The organism is Bacillus cereus group sp. BfR-BA-01347 (genome assembly GCF_022663835.1).
Classification (GTDB): Bacteria; Bacillota; Bacilli; order Bacillales; family Bacillaceae_G; genus Bacillus_A; species Bacillus_A thuringiensis_K.
In genome coordinates, this window is sequence record NZ_JAKUGG010000048.1 from 1 (window position 1) to 15762 (window position 15762).

Genomic DNA, 15762 nt, shown 5'->3' on the forward strand with positions numbered 1-15762 from the left:
TCATCCTGAGCCAGGATCAAACTCTCCAATAAAGTTAGTTTGTCTAGCATCTAAAATAAAAATTGACGTTTCACGTTGTTTGTTTCGTTCAGTTTTCAAAGAACTACTTGGCCGCTCATTTGCGACTTCCTTATGTTAACATCTTCGTTAGTTAATGTCAACTAAGTTTTTCATTTTGTTTGTCGCTTGCGACGTTAATGTCATCGGCGACTTGTTCTATATTACACCTCTAAAGTATAATCGTCAATACGTTTTTATAAAAAATATAAAAAGGCTTATTTCTTTTAAAATAAGCCTTTTTATCACATATCATTCTATTCATTTATTATTTCTCTATAATTGGTAACGAGACGATAAATTGAATAATACCATCCCTATATTCCGCTCGAATACTACCACCTTGTAACTCAACAATACTTTTCGCAATCGCTAAACCGAGTCCCGACCCTTCCGTTACTCTACTTCGAGATTGATCTTTCTTATAGAAACGTTCAAATAAATTCGCTAACTCTTCTCTCGTAAAATCTTCACTATGATTCGCAATTACAATTTGTATATCCCTACGCTGCCTTTGAAGAGAAACTTTTATCTCTCCATCATCTTTACTATACTTAATTGCATTCATTAGTAAATTATCAAATACACGAACCATCTTTTCCGAATCAATCGATGCATAAGCACGTTCCTCAGGAAACTTCTTAACAAACGTAAGTCCATGCTCTTCCGCTTGCGGTACTAACTCTTCTATTAATTGCTCCAATAACTCATTTACACATACTTCTTGTTTTTCTAATACAACTTGTTCATTCGTTAACTTCGTATACTCAAATAAATCTTCTATTAAATTCTTTAACTGCTCTGACTTCGCAAAAGCAATTCTCGTATATTCATCGTGTTGCTCTTTATTTTCATATTTAGAATCTCGAAGCAATCGCAAGTAACCCATAATAGAAGTCAGTGGTGTACGCAAATCGTGAGATACATTTGTAATAAGCTCGTTCTTTTGCTTCTCTAATTTACGTTCCTTTTCTATATTATTCATAAGCTCTTCTGCCATATTATTAATATTTTCTGTTAAAGATGCAATCTCATCTTCACCTTTCTTCTCTATACGATACGCTAAGTTTCCTTTTTCTATTTCCTTTACACCTTGTGCCATCGCTTCAATTTGCTTCATCTTTCTCTTTGTTATATAGAAGAAAGAGAAAATGAATACGAGTACACCAATTAAAAATGGGAATGGCCCTTCTACTTTATAATACACTACTTCTCCTTGAGGAATTCCGCTCACAAACATATACAAATTTTTACCTTCAATTGTAATAGGTGAGAAAGTAATAAACTCTTTTCTAGATCTTTCAATATCATTATTATTTGAATAATTGATAGCAAACGAAGTTGCATTACGAATTGTATTATGCAAATTAATTTGTTCTTCTTGCGCCTGCTTCGTTTTATACAAAACCTTACCACTTTCATCCGTAACTAATATTTTAAAAGCATCCTGCCTCTGCTCTAAATTTTCATTTTCTAGCTCTATCATACTTTGTACAGCATCTAATTTATTTGCATCAACCATCATTTCCGCGGTACTTTGCGCTTTACGATTAATTTGTTCCATACCATCTCTATAATTAATCTCAGCATGTCGACTAGCATCTTCAAAAACAGGTGCTACTATCTTCGTTGATACAAAGAGTCCTAATAACGCACAAGCAGTAAATGCAGTAATAAGTTGAATTCGTATACTCCGTTTCACACTCTTTATTATCTTCCTAATTAATTCTCGAATTTTCCTAACATAAGTAAACGGATTAAATATCTTTTTCAATCTTATACCCCACTCCCCATACTGTTTTTATATATCTAGGTTTCCTTGGATTCTCCTCAATCTTTTCACGTACTTTTCGAATATGCACCATTACCGTATTATCAGACTGGAAAGATCTTTCGTTCCAAACCTTTTCATAAATTTGTTCCGCGCTAAAGACCATACCCGGATTACGAGCTAGTAATTCTAGAATTGAAAATTCCCTTGGGGTCAGTTTCACTTCTTCTCCGTCCACAATAACTTTATGGGTCGAGATGTTTATTTTCATCTCTCCAATTTCTAGCTCGTCCTCATTTTGTATAGCGAAACCATTCATTTTCATATAACGGCGTAACTGAGATTTAATTCTTGCGATTAACTCTAACGGATTAAATGGTTTCGTTACATAATCATCTGCACCCGTTGTTAACCCTAAAATCTTATCCATATCTTGCGTTTTCGCAGAAAGCATAATAATAGGCATTTCTTTCGCTTCCCTTACCTTCATACACATATGAATACCATCCACTTTCGGCATCATAATATCTAATACGACTAGATGTACTTCATTTTCTTCTAGTAAACGTAATCCTTCTTCTCCGTCTCCTGCTTGTAATACTTTATATCCTTCATTCTTTAAATAGATTGTAATTAAATTCCGAATTTCTTTTTCATCATCTACGACAAGTATTGTTTCGTGTGCCACAATATCTCCCCCATCACTTTTTTAATCCCTAACTTCTATTATAGGAAAACTTCTGAAGAAAAACGCTCGGAAATCCTTAAGATTTTCTGAAGACGCAAAAAAGGTCTAGACTCCCCTTAAGTCTAGACCTTTCAAAAAACCCCTTTTATTTACGAACGTAGATGAAATATAGTACGAATAAAACTCCCATAACATACATAATCGGATGAACCTCTTTACGACGACCACTCACAACCATTGTAATTGGATAGAAGATAAATCCAATCGCAATCCCAGTTGCGATACTATACGTAAGTGGCATAGAGATAATTGTAAAGAATGCTGGTACTGCAATCTCGAATTTCTTCCAATCAATTTCCCCTAAGGAAGAAACCATCAAGATTCCTACAATAATTAAAGCCGGTGCCGTTACAGCTGGCGTTACAACACTTAGTAATGGCGAGAAGAATAGTGCCAGTAAGAAGAATCCTGCTGTTACAACTGCTGTAAATCCAGAACGCCCTCCCGCTGCTACCCCTGCAGAAGATTCAATGTAAGACGTTGTTGTTGATGTACCCAAGATCGCACCAATTACAGTTGCAATCGCATCTGCAAATAACGCTTTTCCTGCACGTGGTAATTTATTGTTCTTCATTAATCCTGCTTGATTCGCAACCGCTACAAGCGTACCTGCTGTATCAAAGAAATCTATAAAGAAGAACGTTATAATAACAATCCCCATTTGAACTGTGAAAATATCGCCGAAGTGCGTTAACGCCACGCCGAACGTTGGTTCTAGACTCGGTATTGCTCCCACCACAGCTTTCGGAGTATCAATTAATCCTGTTGCAACTCCTAAGATCGCTGTAAGAATCATACCGTAAAATACTGCACCATTAACTTTCTTAATCATGAAGATGATCGTAGTAACAACCCCGAAGATTGCTAGTAACGTTGTGCCCTTTGTTAAGTCCCCCAACCCAACAAGAACCGCATCGTTTTTCACGATAATTCCGGCATTTTGGAATCCAAGGAAAGCAATGAATAATCCAATACCTGCTGCTACTGCAAACTTTAACTCCGATGGAATTGCATTAATGATTTTTTCACGAATACCTGAAGCAGTAAGAATAATAAAGATAATACCTGACATTAATGTTCCAGCAATGGCCGTTTGCCACGGAATACCCATCGTTAACACTGCTGTATAAGCAAAGAACGCGTTAATTCCCATACCCGGCGCTAAAGCAATTGGATACTTCGCGAAAATACCCATAATTAACGAACCGATCGCTGCCGCTAATGCCGTAGCAACGAATACTGCACCTGGATCCATCCCTGTACCTGCTGGTAACCCTTTAACATTTCCAAGCGACAGCGTAGCAGGATTGACAAATAGTACGTAAGCCATAGATAGAAATGTCGTTAACCCTGCTATGAACTCAGTCTTATAATTCGTACCGAGCTCATCAAACTGAAAATAGCGTTTCATCTTACGTTTCCCCCGTTATATGATTACTCGCCGCATTTCTCCTAGCCCTCTTTTATCCCGAGAAATAAAAAAGGCTTCCATTGCATTTATACATGGAAGCGTTCTATAAACAAAGACAAGTTTCCCCTCATCTTTATACAAACGCCTCGTAGTCAAGCCATTTACGGTAGCTAGGTAGAAACTTTCGGGCCATATCCCCGATATTATACGACGGCTATAATATTCACTTTTCGTTTGAATTACATAATCATATTAACTCGACGAAGTAGTTTTGTCAATTTAAAAACGAACATTTTTATAAAATTTTATAGTTTCGTTCGTATTAATACCAAAATAAAAAAGATCCATCTATGCATAAGCAATAGATGGACCTTTTTATAAATACTATTCCCACTCAATCGTTGCTGGTGGCTTACTCGTTACATCATACACGATACGGTTAACGTGTTTTACTTCGTTTACGATACGTACAGAGATTTTCTCTAATACGTCCCAAGGGATACGTGCCCAGTCAGCTGTCATACCGTCGATAGATGTTACCGCACGGATACCTACTGTGTAATCGTAAGTACGCTCGTCACCCATAACACCTACGCTACGCATACCAGGAAGCGCAGTGAAGTATTGCCAGATTTCACGGTCTAAGCCCGCTTTAATAATTTCTTCACGTAAAATCGCATCAGATTCACGAACGATTTCTAATTTCTCTTCTGTGATTTCACCTAATACACGAATACCAAGACCCGGTCCTGGGAATGGTTGACGCCATACGATTTCATCAGGAATTCCTAGTTCAGACCCTAATACACGTACTTCGTCTTTAAATAACGTGTTTAAAGGCTCGATTAATTTGAACTGCATGTCTTCTGGAAGTCCACCAACGTTATGGTGAGATTTAATTGTTTGTGCAGTTGCTGTACCACTCTCAACGATATCTGTGTAAAGTGTACCTTGCGCTAAGAAGTCCATACCTTGTAATTTAGACGCTTCATCATCAAATACGTAAATGAATTCGTTACCGATGATTTTACGTTTTTGTTCTGGATCTTCTACACCTTTTAACTTGTCCATAAAGCGGTCTTTTGCATCCACTTTAATAACGTTCATATGGAAGCCTTCGCTAAATGTTTTCATAACGCCTTCCGCTTCGCCTTTACGAAGTAAACCGTGATCAACGAAAATACATGTTAATTGGTCACCAATTGCTTTATGAATTAACACTGCTACAACAGAAGAGTCTACACCGCCGCTAAGTGCGCATAGTACTTTTTTGTCTCCAACCGTTTCACGGATTTTCTCTAATTCTACTTCGATAAAGTTCTCCATGTTCCATCCTTCAGAACAACCACAAGCACCGAATACGAAGTTTTTAATTAAATCGTTACCGTGCTCAGAGTGACGTACTTCTGGGTGGAATTGTACACCGTATAAGTTTTTGTCTTCATTGCTCATACCAGCAATTGGGCAAGATTCACTTGTTGCGTCTACTACGAATCCTTCAGGTAAACCAGTTACTAAGTCACCATGGCTCATCCATACAACTTGCTCTTCTGGAAGGTTCGCATATAATTTTGATTCGTTCTCTACTTTAAGAACAGCTTTTCCGTACTCGCGGTGATTTGCACGCTCTACTTTACCACCGAAGTGTTGCGTCATAAGCTGCATACCGTAACAAATACCGAAGATTGGTAAACCTAGTTCAAAGATTTTTTCATCACAATGTAATGCACCTTCACCGTATACACTATTTGGTCCACCAGAGAAAATAATCCCTTTTGGATTCATTGCTTTAATTTCTTCTGCAGTAATTGTATGTGGATGAAGTTCACTGTATACACCGAACTCACGAATTCGACGTGCTATTAACTGATTGTATTGACTTCCAAAATCTAAAACGATAATTGTATCGTGTTGTTTCTTCAAAATAATCACCCCAACGTTAGTTCTCGTATATAAATATTTTCACCAATTTGGCGAAAAGCATTACCAATATAATAAAAAAAGCCAGTCCTCCGCCTCTAGTCTCATAACAAAGAAAAGGCAGGGGTCTGGCTTTATAAAGAAAGATAGTCTCCGCTCTTTATAAATATAAGACACACTGCCTTCATAGTCAGGTTGTTTACGGTAACCCGGTAGAGACTCTCAAACCATATCATTGAGGATATATGAAGGATCGTTTTATATTATCTTCCTAGATTCTAACAATGAAGTATCAATATGGTCAAGAGAGAAAGCGACAAAATTCTACAGAAATTCATTTCCTTTTTTAAAAAACATAAAAAAACATCCATTTCTATATAGAAATGGATGTTTTTTAGGGCAAACGGAATTACATCATTCCGCCCATACCGCCCATGCCCATGCCGCCCATGTCAGGCATTGCTGGTGCATTTGGTTCTGGCTTGTCAGCTACTACAGCTTCAGTTGTTAAGAACATAGCTGCAACAGATGCTGCGTTTTGAAGTGCAGAGCGAGTTACTTTAGCTGGATCTACGATACCAGACTCAAGCATGTTAACCCATTCGCCAGTAGCTGCGTTGAAACCAACGCCTACTTTTTCGCCTTTTAGACGCTCTACAACTACAGATCCTTCTAGACCAGCGTTGATTGCGATTTGGCGAACTGGCTCTTCTAGTGCGCGAAGTACAATGTTGATACCTGTTGCTTCGTCGCCTTCAGCTACGATAGAAGCTACTTTTGTGTATACGTTCATAAGTGAAGTACCACCACCTGCAACGATACCTTCTTCTACTGCTGCACGAGTTGAGTTAAGTGCATCTTCAATGCGAAGTTTGCGTTCTTTCAACTCAGTTTCAGTTGCTGCACCTACTTTAATTACCGCTACGCCACCTGCAAGTTTTGCAAGACGCTCTTGTAATTTTTCACGATCGAATTCAGAAGTTGTTTCTTCTAATTGCGCACGGATTTGACCGATGCGAGCTTCGATTTGTTCTGTGCTTCCTACACCTTCAACTACAGTTGTATTTTCTTTCGTTACAACAACTTTACCAGCGCGTCCTAAAGATTCAACTGTAGCAGATTTTAAGTCACGGCCTAATTCTTCAGTGATTACTTCGCCACCTGTTAAGATTGCGATATCTTCTAGCATTGCTTTACGACGGTCACCAAATCCAGGAGCTTTAACAGCTACTACGTTGAATGTACCACGAAGTTTGTTCACTACTAATGTAGCTAAAGCTTCGCCTTCTACATCTTCAGCAATGATAAGAAGTGGTTTACCTTGTTGTACCACTTGCTCTAATACTGGTAAGATTTCTTGAATGTTAGAAATCTTTTTGTCAGTGATTAAGATGTATGGGTTATCAAGAACTGCTTCCATTTTGTCAGAATCAGTAATCATGTAAGGAGATGCATATCCACGATCAAATTGCATACCTTCTACTACGTCTAATTCTGTTGTGAATCCTTTAGACTCTTCTAAAGTAATAACGCCGTCGTTACCAACGCGCTCCATTGCTTCAGCGATTAATTGACCTACTTCTTCGTCAGCTGCAGAAATAGCAGCTACTTGTGCGATAGAAGATTTTCCTTCGATTGGTTTAGAAATCGTTTTTAATTCTTCAATTGCAGCAGTAACAGCTTTTTCGATACCTTTACGAAGACCCATTGGGTTCGCACCAGCTGTTACGTTTTTAAGACCTTCACGAATCATAGCTTGCGCTAATACAGTTGCAGTTGTTGTTCCGTCACCAGCTACATCGTTTGTTTTGCTAGCAACTTCTGCTACTAACTTCGCACCCATGTTTTCGAATGCATCTTCTAATTCGATTTCTTTTGCGATTGTTACACCATCATTTGTAATAAGTGGTGAACCAAATTTTTTCTCAAGTACAACGTTACGACCTTTTGGTCCAAGTGTTACTTTTACTGCGTTTGCAAGAGTGTCGACACCGCGAAGCATCGAACGACGTGCTTCTTCACTAAATTTAATATCTTTTGCCATAATAATTGACCCCCTTGGATTTTTTAAGATTTATATAATTAACCGATAACTGCTAAAATGTCACTTTCACGTAAAATCAAGTAGTCTGTACCTTCATATTTCACTTCAGTACCTGCATATTTTGAGAAGATGATAAGATCACCTGCTGCTACCTCTAAAGCAACACGCTCACCATTCTCAAGCACTCGACCAGTACCTACTGCAACAACTTTACCCTCTTGTGGTTTTTCTTTTGCAGTATCTGGTAATACAATACCACTTGCTGTTTTTTCTTCTGCTTGAACAAGCTCAATTACAACGCGATCACCTAATGGCTTTAGCATGAACAATAACCTCCTCATTTTGTTATGTAAATTTCTTTTATTAGCACTCAAGTCATCCGAGTGCTAACACACTTATAATAATAAATAATCTCAATTTCTTTTGCAAGTAAAAAAATCATAATTTTTTCGCAAATTACTATATAAACTTTCTATATAGAATACCGCCTTTACTATATGAATCGTTGTTTCCCCTACTCGTATGTTACAATATGAAAGACACCCTAAGTTGTTTTCGCTAAACGTACAACTTTTTCCTGTCTCCTACTTTAATTTCAAATAAAGATTTACAAAAAAATCATAATTCGAATGAAAGTTTATATCGTAGATAACATATTTACATGTTATCCTACCTTATCTCATACACTAGAGTTAGAAAGGATGGTTAAACCATTTGAAGAAACAATACTGGTGGATTATCGTTACATACATTTTAATGCAGTTATCTGGCGTTGTTGGATTACCACTTCTCCTAAAAACAGGACTCTATGATAATAGAGGATTTACCATTGAGGAAAAAGGACAAATCATAATGGGACACTGGGCAATTATTAGCTTCTTTGTTGCATTATGTATCATACTTTGGTTACTTAGAACAGATATTCGTGACAGGCATTTAGATGCAATGCGCTCTTCTGTCCCAGCTACTATTGGATGGATTTTCATCGGGTTCTTCTTAGCTTTCTTTTCACAAATAGTTGCCGGTATGATCGAGATGCAGCTACTAGGAATTAAGCAAGGTTCAGAAAATACAATGAAACTGATGGAAATTGCAAGAACGACACCTTGGTTCCTTATTGTCGTATCTATAATCGGACCTATCTTAGAAGAAATCGTATTTAGAAAAATTTTATTTGGTGCACTTTATAAGAAGTTTAACTTCTTTATTGCAGCTATCATTAGTTCGCTTGTATTCGCAGCAATTCATTTTGATTTTACTCACTTATTGGTATACACTGCTATGGGGCTCGTATTCGCCTTCTTATATGTGAAGACGAAACGTATTATCGTTCCGATTGCAGCTCATGTTGCGATGAATACATTAGTTGCTATTGGGCAAATTTTTATGAGCAATGAGCAAATTCAAGAAATGATTAAAGAAGCTGAAAAAATGCAAGGCTTTATCGGAGGATTTTTTGTATGAGAAACTCACCATTGTTCATGGCTGCACTATACTTCCTTCTTGGATGTATCTTTACACGCTTGGCCATTACGAACGTGACAGATACAATCTGGAATATGTGGACAATACTATTTGCAGTTATGGCAACAATTGATTTTAATTTGGCACTTCGCCTTATATTAGTTAAATTCACAAAGAAGAAACAATAATAAAACGCAGAGGTCGCTTCCTCTGCGTTTTATTGTGGATAGTTTTTCAAAAAGTAAACTAATGTTTGTAACTCTACAGCTAAGTCAATATGATGAATTCTAATATTCTCTGATACGTTTAATCGCGCTGGTGTGAAATTCAAAATACCGTGCACGCTCGTTTCAGCTAATCTATCTGCTACAGCTTGTGCTACTGTGGCTGGTACTGTTAATATTGCCACTTGTATATCATTTGATAATCTCTCTTCTAATTCATCTAAATGATATACAGGAATGCCCCCGATTTCTGTTCCAACTTTCTCTTCACTAACATCAAATGCCATTTCAATTTTTGTATTATTGTTTTTCGTGAAATTATAATGTAAGAAAGCGGTCCCTAAATTACCTACTCCAATAAGTGCTACACGTGTTATATCATCTTGATCAAGTGTTTCGCGGAAAAATGATAATAAATAATTTACGTTATATCCATATCCCTTTTTCCCTAACGCTCCAAAATACGAAAAATCTCTTCGTATTGTTGCGGAATCTACTTTTACTGCCTCACTCAATTCGGCCGATGAAACACGCTGCTTACCAGAAAGAGATAAGTTTTGGATAAATCGATAGTATAGAGGCAATCTTTTAGCAGTGGCTTGTGGAATCTTTTGCTGATCCATATGACCTCTCCTCTCTTCCTATCATTATTCATATACTTTAATCAAATACAGAAGTTTAGCACTCATTAAATTCCTTGTATAATAAAGAGAAGAAGTATTCTCTCTTTATTTTAAACTATACACTATTTTTAGTATGATTGAGAAATATAAACATGGCAAAGTTAAGAAATTATTTGAGGTGAAAACATTGATTTTATTACAAGTAAACGCGCTTTCGAAATTATACGGTGCAGAAACAATTCTGGCAAACATAAAATTGGAAGTACAAACAAAAGATCGTATCGCATTAGTTGGAAGGAATGGAGCAGGAAAATCTACATTATTAAAAATAATCGCTGGTGAATTATCTCATGATGGTGGCGAAATTATAAAACCAAAAGATGTCTCAATCGGATATTTAGCTCAAAATACTGGACTAGAAACGTCTTTAACAATTTGGGATGAAATGCTAACCGTCTTTACCCACTTACAGCAAATGGAGACAAAACTTCGAAGGCTTGAGCAAGAAATGGGAAAAGAAGAAAACTTTTCAAACGAAGCTACATATGAAAGATTGTTAGCTGAGTATGACCAATTGCAACTCAATTATAAAGATCAAGGTGGATATCAATATGAAGCGGATATTCGCTCCATTTTAAGCGGCCTTGGCTTCCCAGTTGAAACGCACCAGACGACGATTTCTACTTTAAGCGGCGGGCAAAAAACAAGATTAGCTCTCGGGAAATTATTATTAACAAAACCAGACTTACTTATTTTGGATGAGCCTACAAACCATTTAGACATCGAAACATTAACGTGGCTTGAGCAATATTTACAAGGTTATCCTGGCGCAATATTAATCGTTTCACATGACCGTTATTTCTTAGACAAACTCGTTACACAAGTATATGAAATTTCGAATAAAGAAAGCAGACGATTTGTTGGTAACTACAGTAAATATTTAGACTTAAAATCAGCATTATATGAGCAAGAAATGAAACGTTACGAAAAACAACAAGATGAAATCGCAAAACTTGAGGACTTCGTTCAAAAGAATATAGCTCGCGCTTCTACAACGAAACGGGCTCAAAGTCGCCGTAAACAACTAGACAGAATGGAATTATTAACAAGACCATTAGGGGATTCTAAGTCAGCATCATTCCACTTCGATATTGAAAAGCAAAGTGGAAATGATGTTTTACAAGTAAATGATGCAACCATCGGCTATGATGAGAACCCTATAATTGAACATGTAACTATGCGCTTAACTCGCGGAGATAGTGTTGCTTTAGTTGGTCCAAATGGAATTGGGAAATCCACATTATTAAAGTCTATTGTGAATAAGTTACCACTATTAAATGGTGATGTTTCTTTCGGATCAAATGTATCTGTTGGTTATTATGATCAAGAACAAGCAAACTTAACATCTTCTAAACGGGTTTTAAATGAACTATGGGATGAATATCCACTGCAACCTGAAAAAGAAATCCGTACTATACTCGGGAATTTTTTATTCACAGGAGATGATGTACTGAAACCAGTATCTTCCCTTAGTGGTGGACAAAAAGCTCGATTAGCTCTTGCAAAACTTATGATGCAAAAATCAAATTTATTAATTCTAGATGAGCCTACGAACCACCTTGATTTAAATAGTAAAGAAATTTTGGAGAATGCTTTAATTGATTACCCAGGGACTCTTCTATTCGTCTCACATGACCGCTACTTTATTAACCGTGTAACAACGACTGTGGTTGAGTTATCAACAGAAGGTGCACAGGAATATTTAGGGGATTACGATTACTACGTTGAAAAGAAAAATGAAATGATTGAACGTGCAGAACTTGAACAGCAAGAAAGTGACATTCCTGTTCAAAAGGTGGTTGCACAAGAGAAATTAAATTATTTAGAAGAAAAAGAGCGTAAAAAACTAGAGCGTCAACGCACTAGAAAAATTGAAGAGCTAGAACAAAGTATATTAGAATTAGAAGAAGAAATTGCTACGTTAGAAGATCAACTTTGCTTACCAGAAATATATGCAGATTATGAAAAAGCTAGTGAAATTACAACTAAAAAGCAAACGCTACAAGAACAACTTGAAACTTGTATGGCAGAATGGGAAGAGCTGCATGTATAAGCATATTTAAATAAAGAAGATGTCTCATAAGTCAGGATTTTTGACTATGCGACATCTTCTTTTCTTTTAATACAGAAACAATTTTTTGAGTATATCAATCGTAACTTAGAATATACTAACGATTTTTCAAATATATCTATCGTAACCCTATATATATTAACAATTTGACACGAAATATCGATTTAACGACAAAGATTGACAATATTAGCATCTTCTATAATGGGGTGATGTTTCAAAATGTTTTTCGGGGATATCTTCTTACCTTTTATTTCCCGAAAAAGAACAAATTCAAAGGTCTGACATCATCCTATTTATCCACAAGTTTATACACATATCCACCTTTATAAAATAAACCTTAAAATAACTTTTCCACATTATCCACAATCAACAAAAAAGTTATCAACATTTTATATACACAATAAAACCCATATTATCAACAGACAATATGGGTTTTATCCACAACCTGTGGTTAATTATGTGCATAACTATGCTTCAATATCTAATCCTGGATTTGCATTTAAGGCTAATGTTGCACGCTTACCTTGTTCATAAGCAATTGTCCCTGCCGCTGCAATCATCGCTGCATTATCTGTGCATAAAGATAGCGGCGGAATAATTAATTCAATGTTTTCTTTTTGTGCAAATTCCTCTTCTAATCGCGCACGAAGTCCTTTATTAGCAGCTACTCCACCAGCAAGAAGTAATTGCTTTACATTATAAGCTTCTGCTGCACGAGCTGCTTTCGTTACAAGTACATCTATTACACTTTCTTGGAAACTTGCCGCTAAATCTTCTGGCGCAATTTCTATACCGCGTTGTTTTGCATTATGCACAGTGTTGATAACTGCTGATTTCAATCCACTAAAGCTAAAATCATATGAATCTGGTTCTAGCCATGCACGAGGCAAATCAATTGTCGGTTCTCCTTCATGTGCAAGGCGATCAATATGAGGACCACCTGGATATGGCATAGATAACGTACGAGCTACTTTATCATATGCTTCTCCAGCTGCATCGTCTCGTGTTTCACCAATTACTTCAAATGAACCATGTTCTTTCATATAAACAAGTTCTGTATGCCCACCAGATACAACAAGTGATAATAACGGGAATTGAACTTCTTTTACTAAACGGTTCGCATAAATATGACCAGCAATATGATGAACACCGACTAACGGAATATCATGTGCAAACGCTACTGCCTTCGCTGCATTTACTCCAATTAGAAGTGCTCCTACTAAACCAGGACCTTCTGTTACAGCAATTGCATCAATATCATCAAATGTGATGTTTGCTTCCTTTAAAGCTTCTTCTAACACAACTGTAATTTCTTCTACATGATGACGGGATGCAATCTCTGGTACAACGCCGCCAAAACGTTTATGACTTTCAATTTGTGATGCAACGACATTCGCAATAATTTCCGTTCCATTTTTAACAACTGCTACTGCTGTTTCATCACAACTTGTTTCAATACCAAGTATAATCGTATTTTTTTCCATTATATATTCACCCACATTACGAGACCATCTTCCTGATTGTCTGCATAGTATCGTTTACGAATCCCACCATTTTGAAATCCGTATTTTCTGTATAACTGCTTTGCTACTTCATTTGATACACGTACTTCAAGTGTCATTGTTTTTACCCCTAGTTCTTTCGCTTCAGAAATAACTGCTTTCAATAGGGCATCTCCTAACTTTTGACCTCGGTATTCTGGCAAAATAGCTATATTTGTTATATGTGATTCATCAATAATTATCCACAATCCACAATACCCGACTACACGACCATCTTTTTCTAACACAATATAATGTGCATGTTCATTCATCGTTAATTCACGGTGAAAGGCATCTGCAGTCCAAGGAGTTGAAAAAGACGCTTCTTCAATAGCTACAATTTGAGCAATATCATCAAGCTCCATCTTTCTAAACATCATATCCATCTTCTGCAAGCTCCTACTTGTTTTGACTTTCTAACCACTTTGTTTCAGCTTCAGCTAAACGAAGATAGCTTGGAACAAACGTATGCACATCTTGTTCTTCTTTTTGTAATCCTAAGAATGCTAGCTCGCTTGGTCTTGGGTTATTTTTAGTAAATGGAGCGAATACAGCTTGATCACCTAAATGTTCTATAATTGTTTCTTTATGCAATTTAACATCGTTACCGATAAATAAAACAGGCTGTCCTTTATCTTTTAACATTTGCAACCAGTCTACAATAAGAATAATTCGGTCTTCTTCTATTGAAGTTAACTGCTCTCCTTCATATGTATATAACCCAGTATAAATTTGCCCACGTCTTCCATCAAATAAAGGACAAATTAATCCGTTAAAGTTAGCACCGTTTGCAGCTACTACCTCTAAACTTGATACACCTACAATTGGTATTTGAAGTGACCAAGCTAATGTTTTCGCCGCTGTCACGCCTATGCGAACACCTGTATAGGATCCAGGTCCAGCAGCTACAACGATTTTAGTTAATTCCTTCGGTTTTACGCCACACTCTTTTAACAGTTTCTCTACAGCTGGCATAAGACGTACAGAATGGTTTTTTGTTAAATTTGTAATGATTTCCCCAATTACGTTTCCTTCCTCAATAAGGGATACACCCATTACGTAATTTGAAGTATCAATTGCTAGTACTTTCATCTTGTAATAGCTCCTCACATAATCTAATATAGCGATCTCCAATTGGCTCGAGTATAATTTTTCTTGTGTCATCTCCAGCATGGAATAAACTAATTTGTAACTTTTCATTCGGTAAATATGCTTCTATTAAATGAGCCCATTCTACTACCGTAATTCCTTCACCGTAGAAATATTCATCAAAGCCTAAGTCCTCTTCACTTTCTGCTAAGCGATACACGTCCATATGATATAGCGGTAATCTTCCTTTATATTCTTTGATGATATTAAAGGTAGGACTATTTACAACTCTTTTCACTCCAAGACCTTTTGCTAGTCCCTTTGTAAAAGTCGTCTTACCAGCTCCAAGATCTCCTTCTAAAATAATTACATCTTGTGCCTCTACGAGCTCACCTAGTTTTTCTGATAACCTTTGTGTTTCCTCAGAAGATTTTGTTGTTACTTCATACTTACTCACAGATTTCACCTACTTTACTCACAATGTTCTCTGCTCTTTATTATACAGGTTTTGAATATATAAAAAAGTCCTTAGGAGTTGTCCTAAGGATAGTTTGACTGTCTTTATTAGTTTTTTGTTAAAACAAATAAAAAAATACGAAACAACTTGTTTCGTTCTTTTCTTTATATGAAATGGCGGTCCCGACCGGGGTCGAACCGGCGATCTCCTGCGTGACAGGCAGGCATGTTAACCACTACACCACGGGACCATTTGGTTGCGGGGACAGGATTTGAACCTGCG

14 protein-coding genes, 1 tRNA gene and 2 riboswitches are annotated in these 15762 nt (G+C 36.8%); of the genes, 3 read left to right on the forward strand and 12 right to left on the reverse strand.

What is annotated here, in order from left to right; all coding sequences use genetic code 11:
* Positions 1-325 precede the first annotated feature (325 nt).
* From MR143_RS31875 to groES, 6 genes are all read right to left on the reverse strand, one after another.
* Positions 326-1831, reverse strand: a complete 1506-nt coding sequence (locus MR143_RS31875) for a HAMP domain-containing sensor histidine kinase (RefSeq protein ID WP_000719249.1) — start codon at positions 1829-1831, stop codon at positions 326-328.
* Complete coding sequence (locus MR143_RS31880; protein ID WP_000929884.1) at positions 1815-2516, reverse strand: response regulator transcription factor; 702 nt, start codon at positions 2514-2516, stop codon at positions 1815-1817. Before MR143_RS31880 ends, MR143_RS31875 begins: the two co-directional genes overlap by 17 nt.
* Before the next feature lie 145 nt (positions 2517-2661).
* A complete protein-coding gene (locus tag MR143_RS31885) occupies positions 2662-3987 on the reverse strand; it encodes an NCS2 family permease (RefSeq protein WP_000833096.1) in 1326 nt (441 codons plus the stop codon).
* A gap of 129 nt (positions 3988-4116) precedes the next feature.
* Positions 4117-4218, reverse strand: a riboswitch (purine riboswitch).
* A gap of 153 nt (positions 4219-4371) precedes the next feature.
* Positions 4372-5910, reverse strand: a complete 1539-nt coding sequence (gene guaA / locus MR143_RS31890; protein WP_000743911.1) for a glutamine-hydrolyzing GMP synthase — start codon at positions 5908-5910, stop codon at positions 4372-4374.
* A gap of 164 nt (positions 5911-6074) precedes the next feature.
* Positions 6075-6176: riboswitch (purine riboswitch) on the reverse strand.
* A gap of 140 nt (positions 6177-6316) precedes the next feature.
* Complete coding sequence (groL, locus tag MR143_RS31895; RefSeq protein WP_001029993.1) at positions 6317-7951, reverse strand: chaperonin GroEL; 1635 nt, start codon at positions 7949-7951, stop codon at positions 6317-6319.
* A gap of 38 nt (positions 7952-7989) precedes the next feature.
* Positions 7990-8274, reverse strand: a complete 285-nt coding sequence (groES, locus tag MR143_RS31900) for a co-chaperone GroES (protein ID WP_000917311.1) — start codon at positions 8272-8274, stop codon at positions 7990-7992.
* Positions 8275-8665: 391 nt separating this feature from the next.
* Between groES and MR143_RS31905 the strand changes: the two genes are divergently transcribed.
* Together MR143_RS31905 and MR143_RS31910 are read left to right on the forward strand one after the other, a co-directional pair.
* Positions 8666-9415: a CPBP family intramembrane glutamic endopeptidase gene (locus tag MR143_RS31905; RefSeq protein ID WP_000745321.1), complete on the forward strand. Its 750-nt coding sequence runs from the start codon at positions 8666-8668 to the stop codon at positions 9413-9415.
* Positions 9412-9603, forward strand: coding sequence for a YdiK family protein (locus MR143_RS31910; protein WP_001246205.1), 192 nt, complete (start codon positions 9412-9414; stop codon positions 9601-9603). Before MR143_RS31905 ends, MR143_RS31910 begins: the two co-directional genes overlap by 4 nt.
* A gap of 29 nt (positions 9604-9632) precedes the next feature.
* Here the strand turns inward: MR143_RS31910 and MR143_RS31915 are convergent, their stop codons facing one another.
* Entirely contained in the window at positions 9633-10262 is a 630-nt protein-coding gene (locus MR143_RS31915; protein ID WP_000372699.1) for a redox-sensing transcriptional repressor Rex, read from the reverse strand.
* A gap of 187 nt (positions 10263-10449) precedes the next feature.
* On the opposite strand from MR143_RS31915, the gene MR143_RS31920 reads away from it, so the two are divergent.
* Positions 10450-12375: an ABC-F family ATP-binding cassette domain-containing protein gene (locus MR143_RS31920; RefSeq protein WP_000602151.1), complete on the forward strand. Its 1926-nt coding sequence runs from the start codon at positions 10450-10452 to the stop codon at positions 12373-12375.
* 485 nt (positions 12376-12860) lie between these two features.
* Here MR143_RS31920 and tsaD read toward each other — a convergent pair whose 3' ends face one another.
* The 5 genes from tsaD to MR143_RS31945 form a co-directional block, all read right to left on the reverse strand.
* Entirely contained in the window at positions 12861-13877 is a 1017-nt protein-coding gene (gene tsaD / locus MR143_RS31925) for a tRNA (adenosine(37)-N6)-threonylcarbamoyltransferase complex transferase subunit TsaD (protein WP_000414585.1), read from the reverse strand.
* Positions 13877-14320, reverse strand: a complete 444-nt coding sequence (gene rimI / locus MR143_RS31930) for a ribosomal protein S18-alanine N-acetyltransferase (RefSeq protein ID WP_000367406.1) — start codon at positions 14318-14320, stop codon at positions 13877-13879. Before rimI ends, tsaD begins: the two co-directional genes overlap by 1 nt.
* Before the next feature lie 13 nt (positions 14321-14333).
* On the reverse strand, positions 14334-15026 hold the full coding sequence (tsaB, locus tag MR143_RS31935) for a tRNA (adenosine(37)-N6)-threonylcarbamoyltransferase complex dimerization subunit type 1 TsaB (RefSeq protein WP_000865753.1): 693 nt from the start codon (positions 15024-15026) through the stop codon (positions 14334-14336).
* A complete protein-coding gene (gene tsaE, locus MR143_RS31940; protein ID WP_000049642.1) occupies positions 15007-15480 on the reverse strand; it encodes a tRNA (adenosine(37)-N6)-threonylcarbamoyltransferase complex ATPase subunit type 1 TsaE in 474 nt (157 codons plus the stop codon). Before tsaE ends, tsaB begins: the two co-directional genes overlap by 20 nt.
* A 174-nt stretch (positions 15481-15654) precedes the next feature.
* Positions 15655-15730 (reverse strand) — tRNA-Asp (locus tag MR143_RS31945).
* Positions 15731-15762 lie beyond the last annotated feature (32 nt).

Bases quoted from the DNA above. Each gene is read 5' to 3' on its own strand.
- MR143_RS31885 (WP_000833096.1), bottom strand. From the start codon at position 3,987: ATGAAACGCTATTTTCAGTTTGATGAGCTCGGTACGAATTATAAGACT.
- groL (WP_001029993.1), bottom strand. From the start codon at position 7,951: ATGGCAAAAGATATTAAATTTAGTGAAGAAGCACGTCGTTCGATGCTT.
- groES (WP_000917311.1), bottom strand. From the start codon at position 8,274: ATGCTAAAGCCATTAGGTGATCGCGTTGTAATTGAGCTTGTTCAAGCA.
- MR143_RS31910 (WP_001246205.1), top strand. From the start codon at position 9,412: ATGAGAAACTCACCATTGTTCATGGCTGCACTATACTTCCTTCTTGGA.
- MR143_RS31915 (WP_000372699.1), bottom strand. From the start codon at position 10,262: ATGGATCAGCAAAAGATTCCACAAGCCACTGCTAAAAGATTGCCTCTA.
- tsaD (WP_000414585.1), bottom strand. From the start codon at position 13,877: ATGGAAAAAAATACGATTATACTTGGTATTGAAACAAGTTGTGATGAA.
- rimI (WP_000367406.1), bottom strand. From the start codon at position 14,320: ATGGATATGATGTTTAGAAAGATGGAGCTTGATGATATTGCTCAAATT.
- tsaB (WP_000865753.1), bottom strand. From the start codon at position 15,026: ATGAAAGTACTAGCAATTGATACTTCAAATTACGTAATGGGTGTATCC.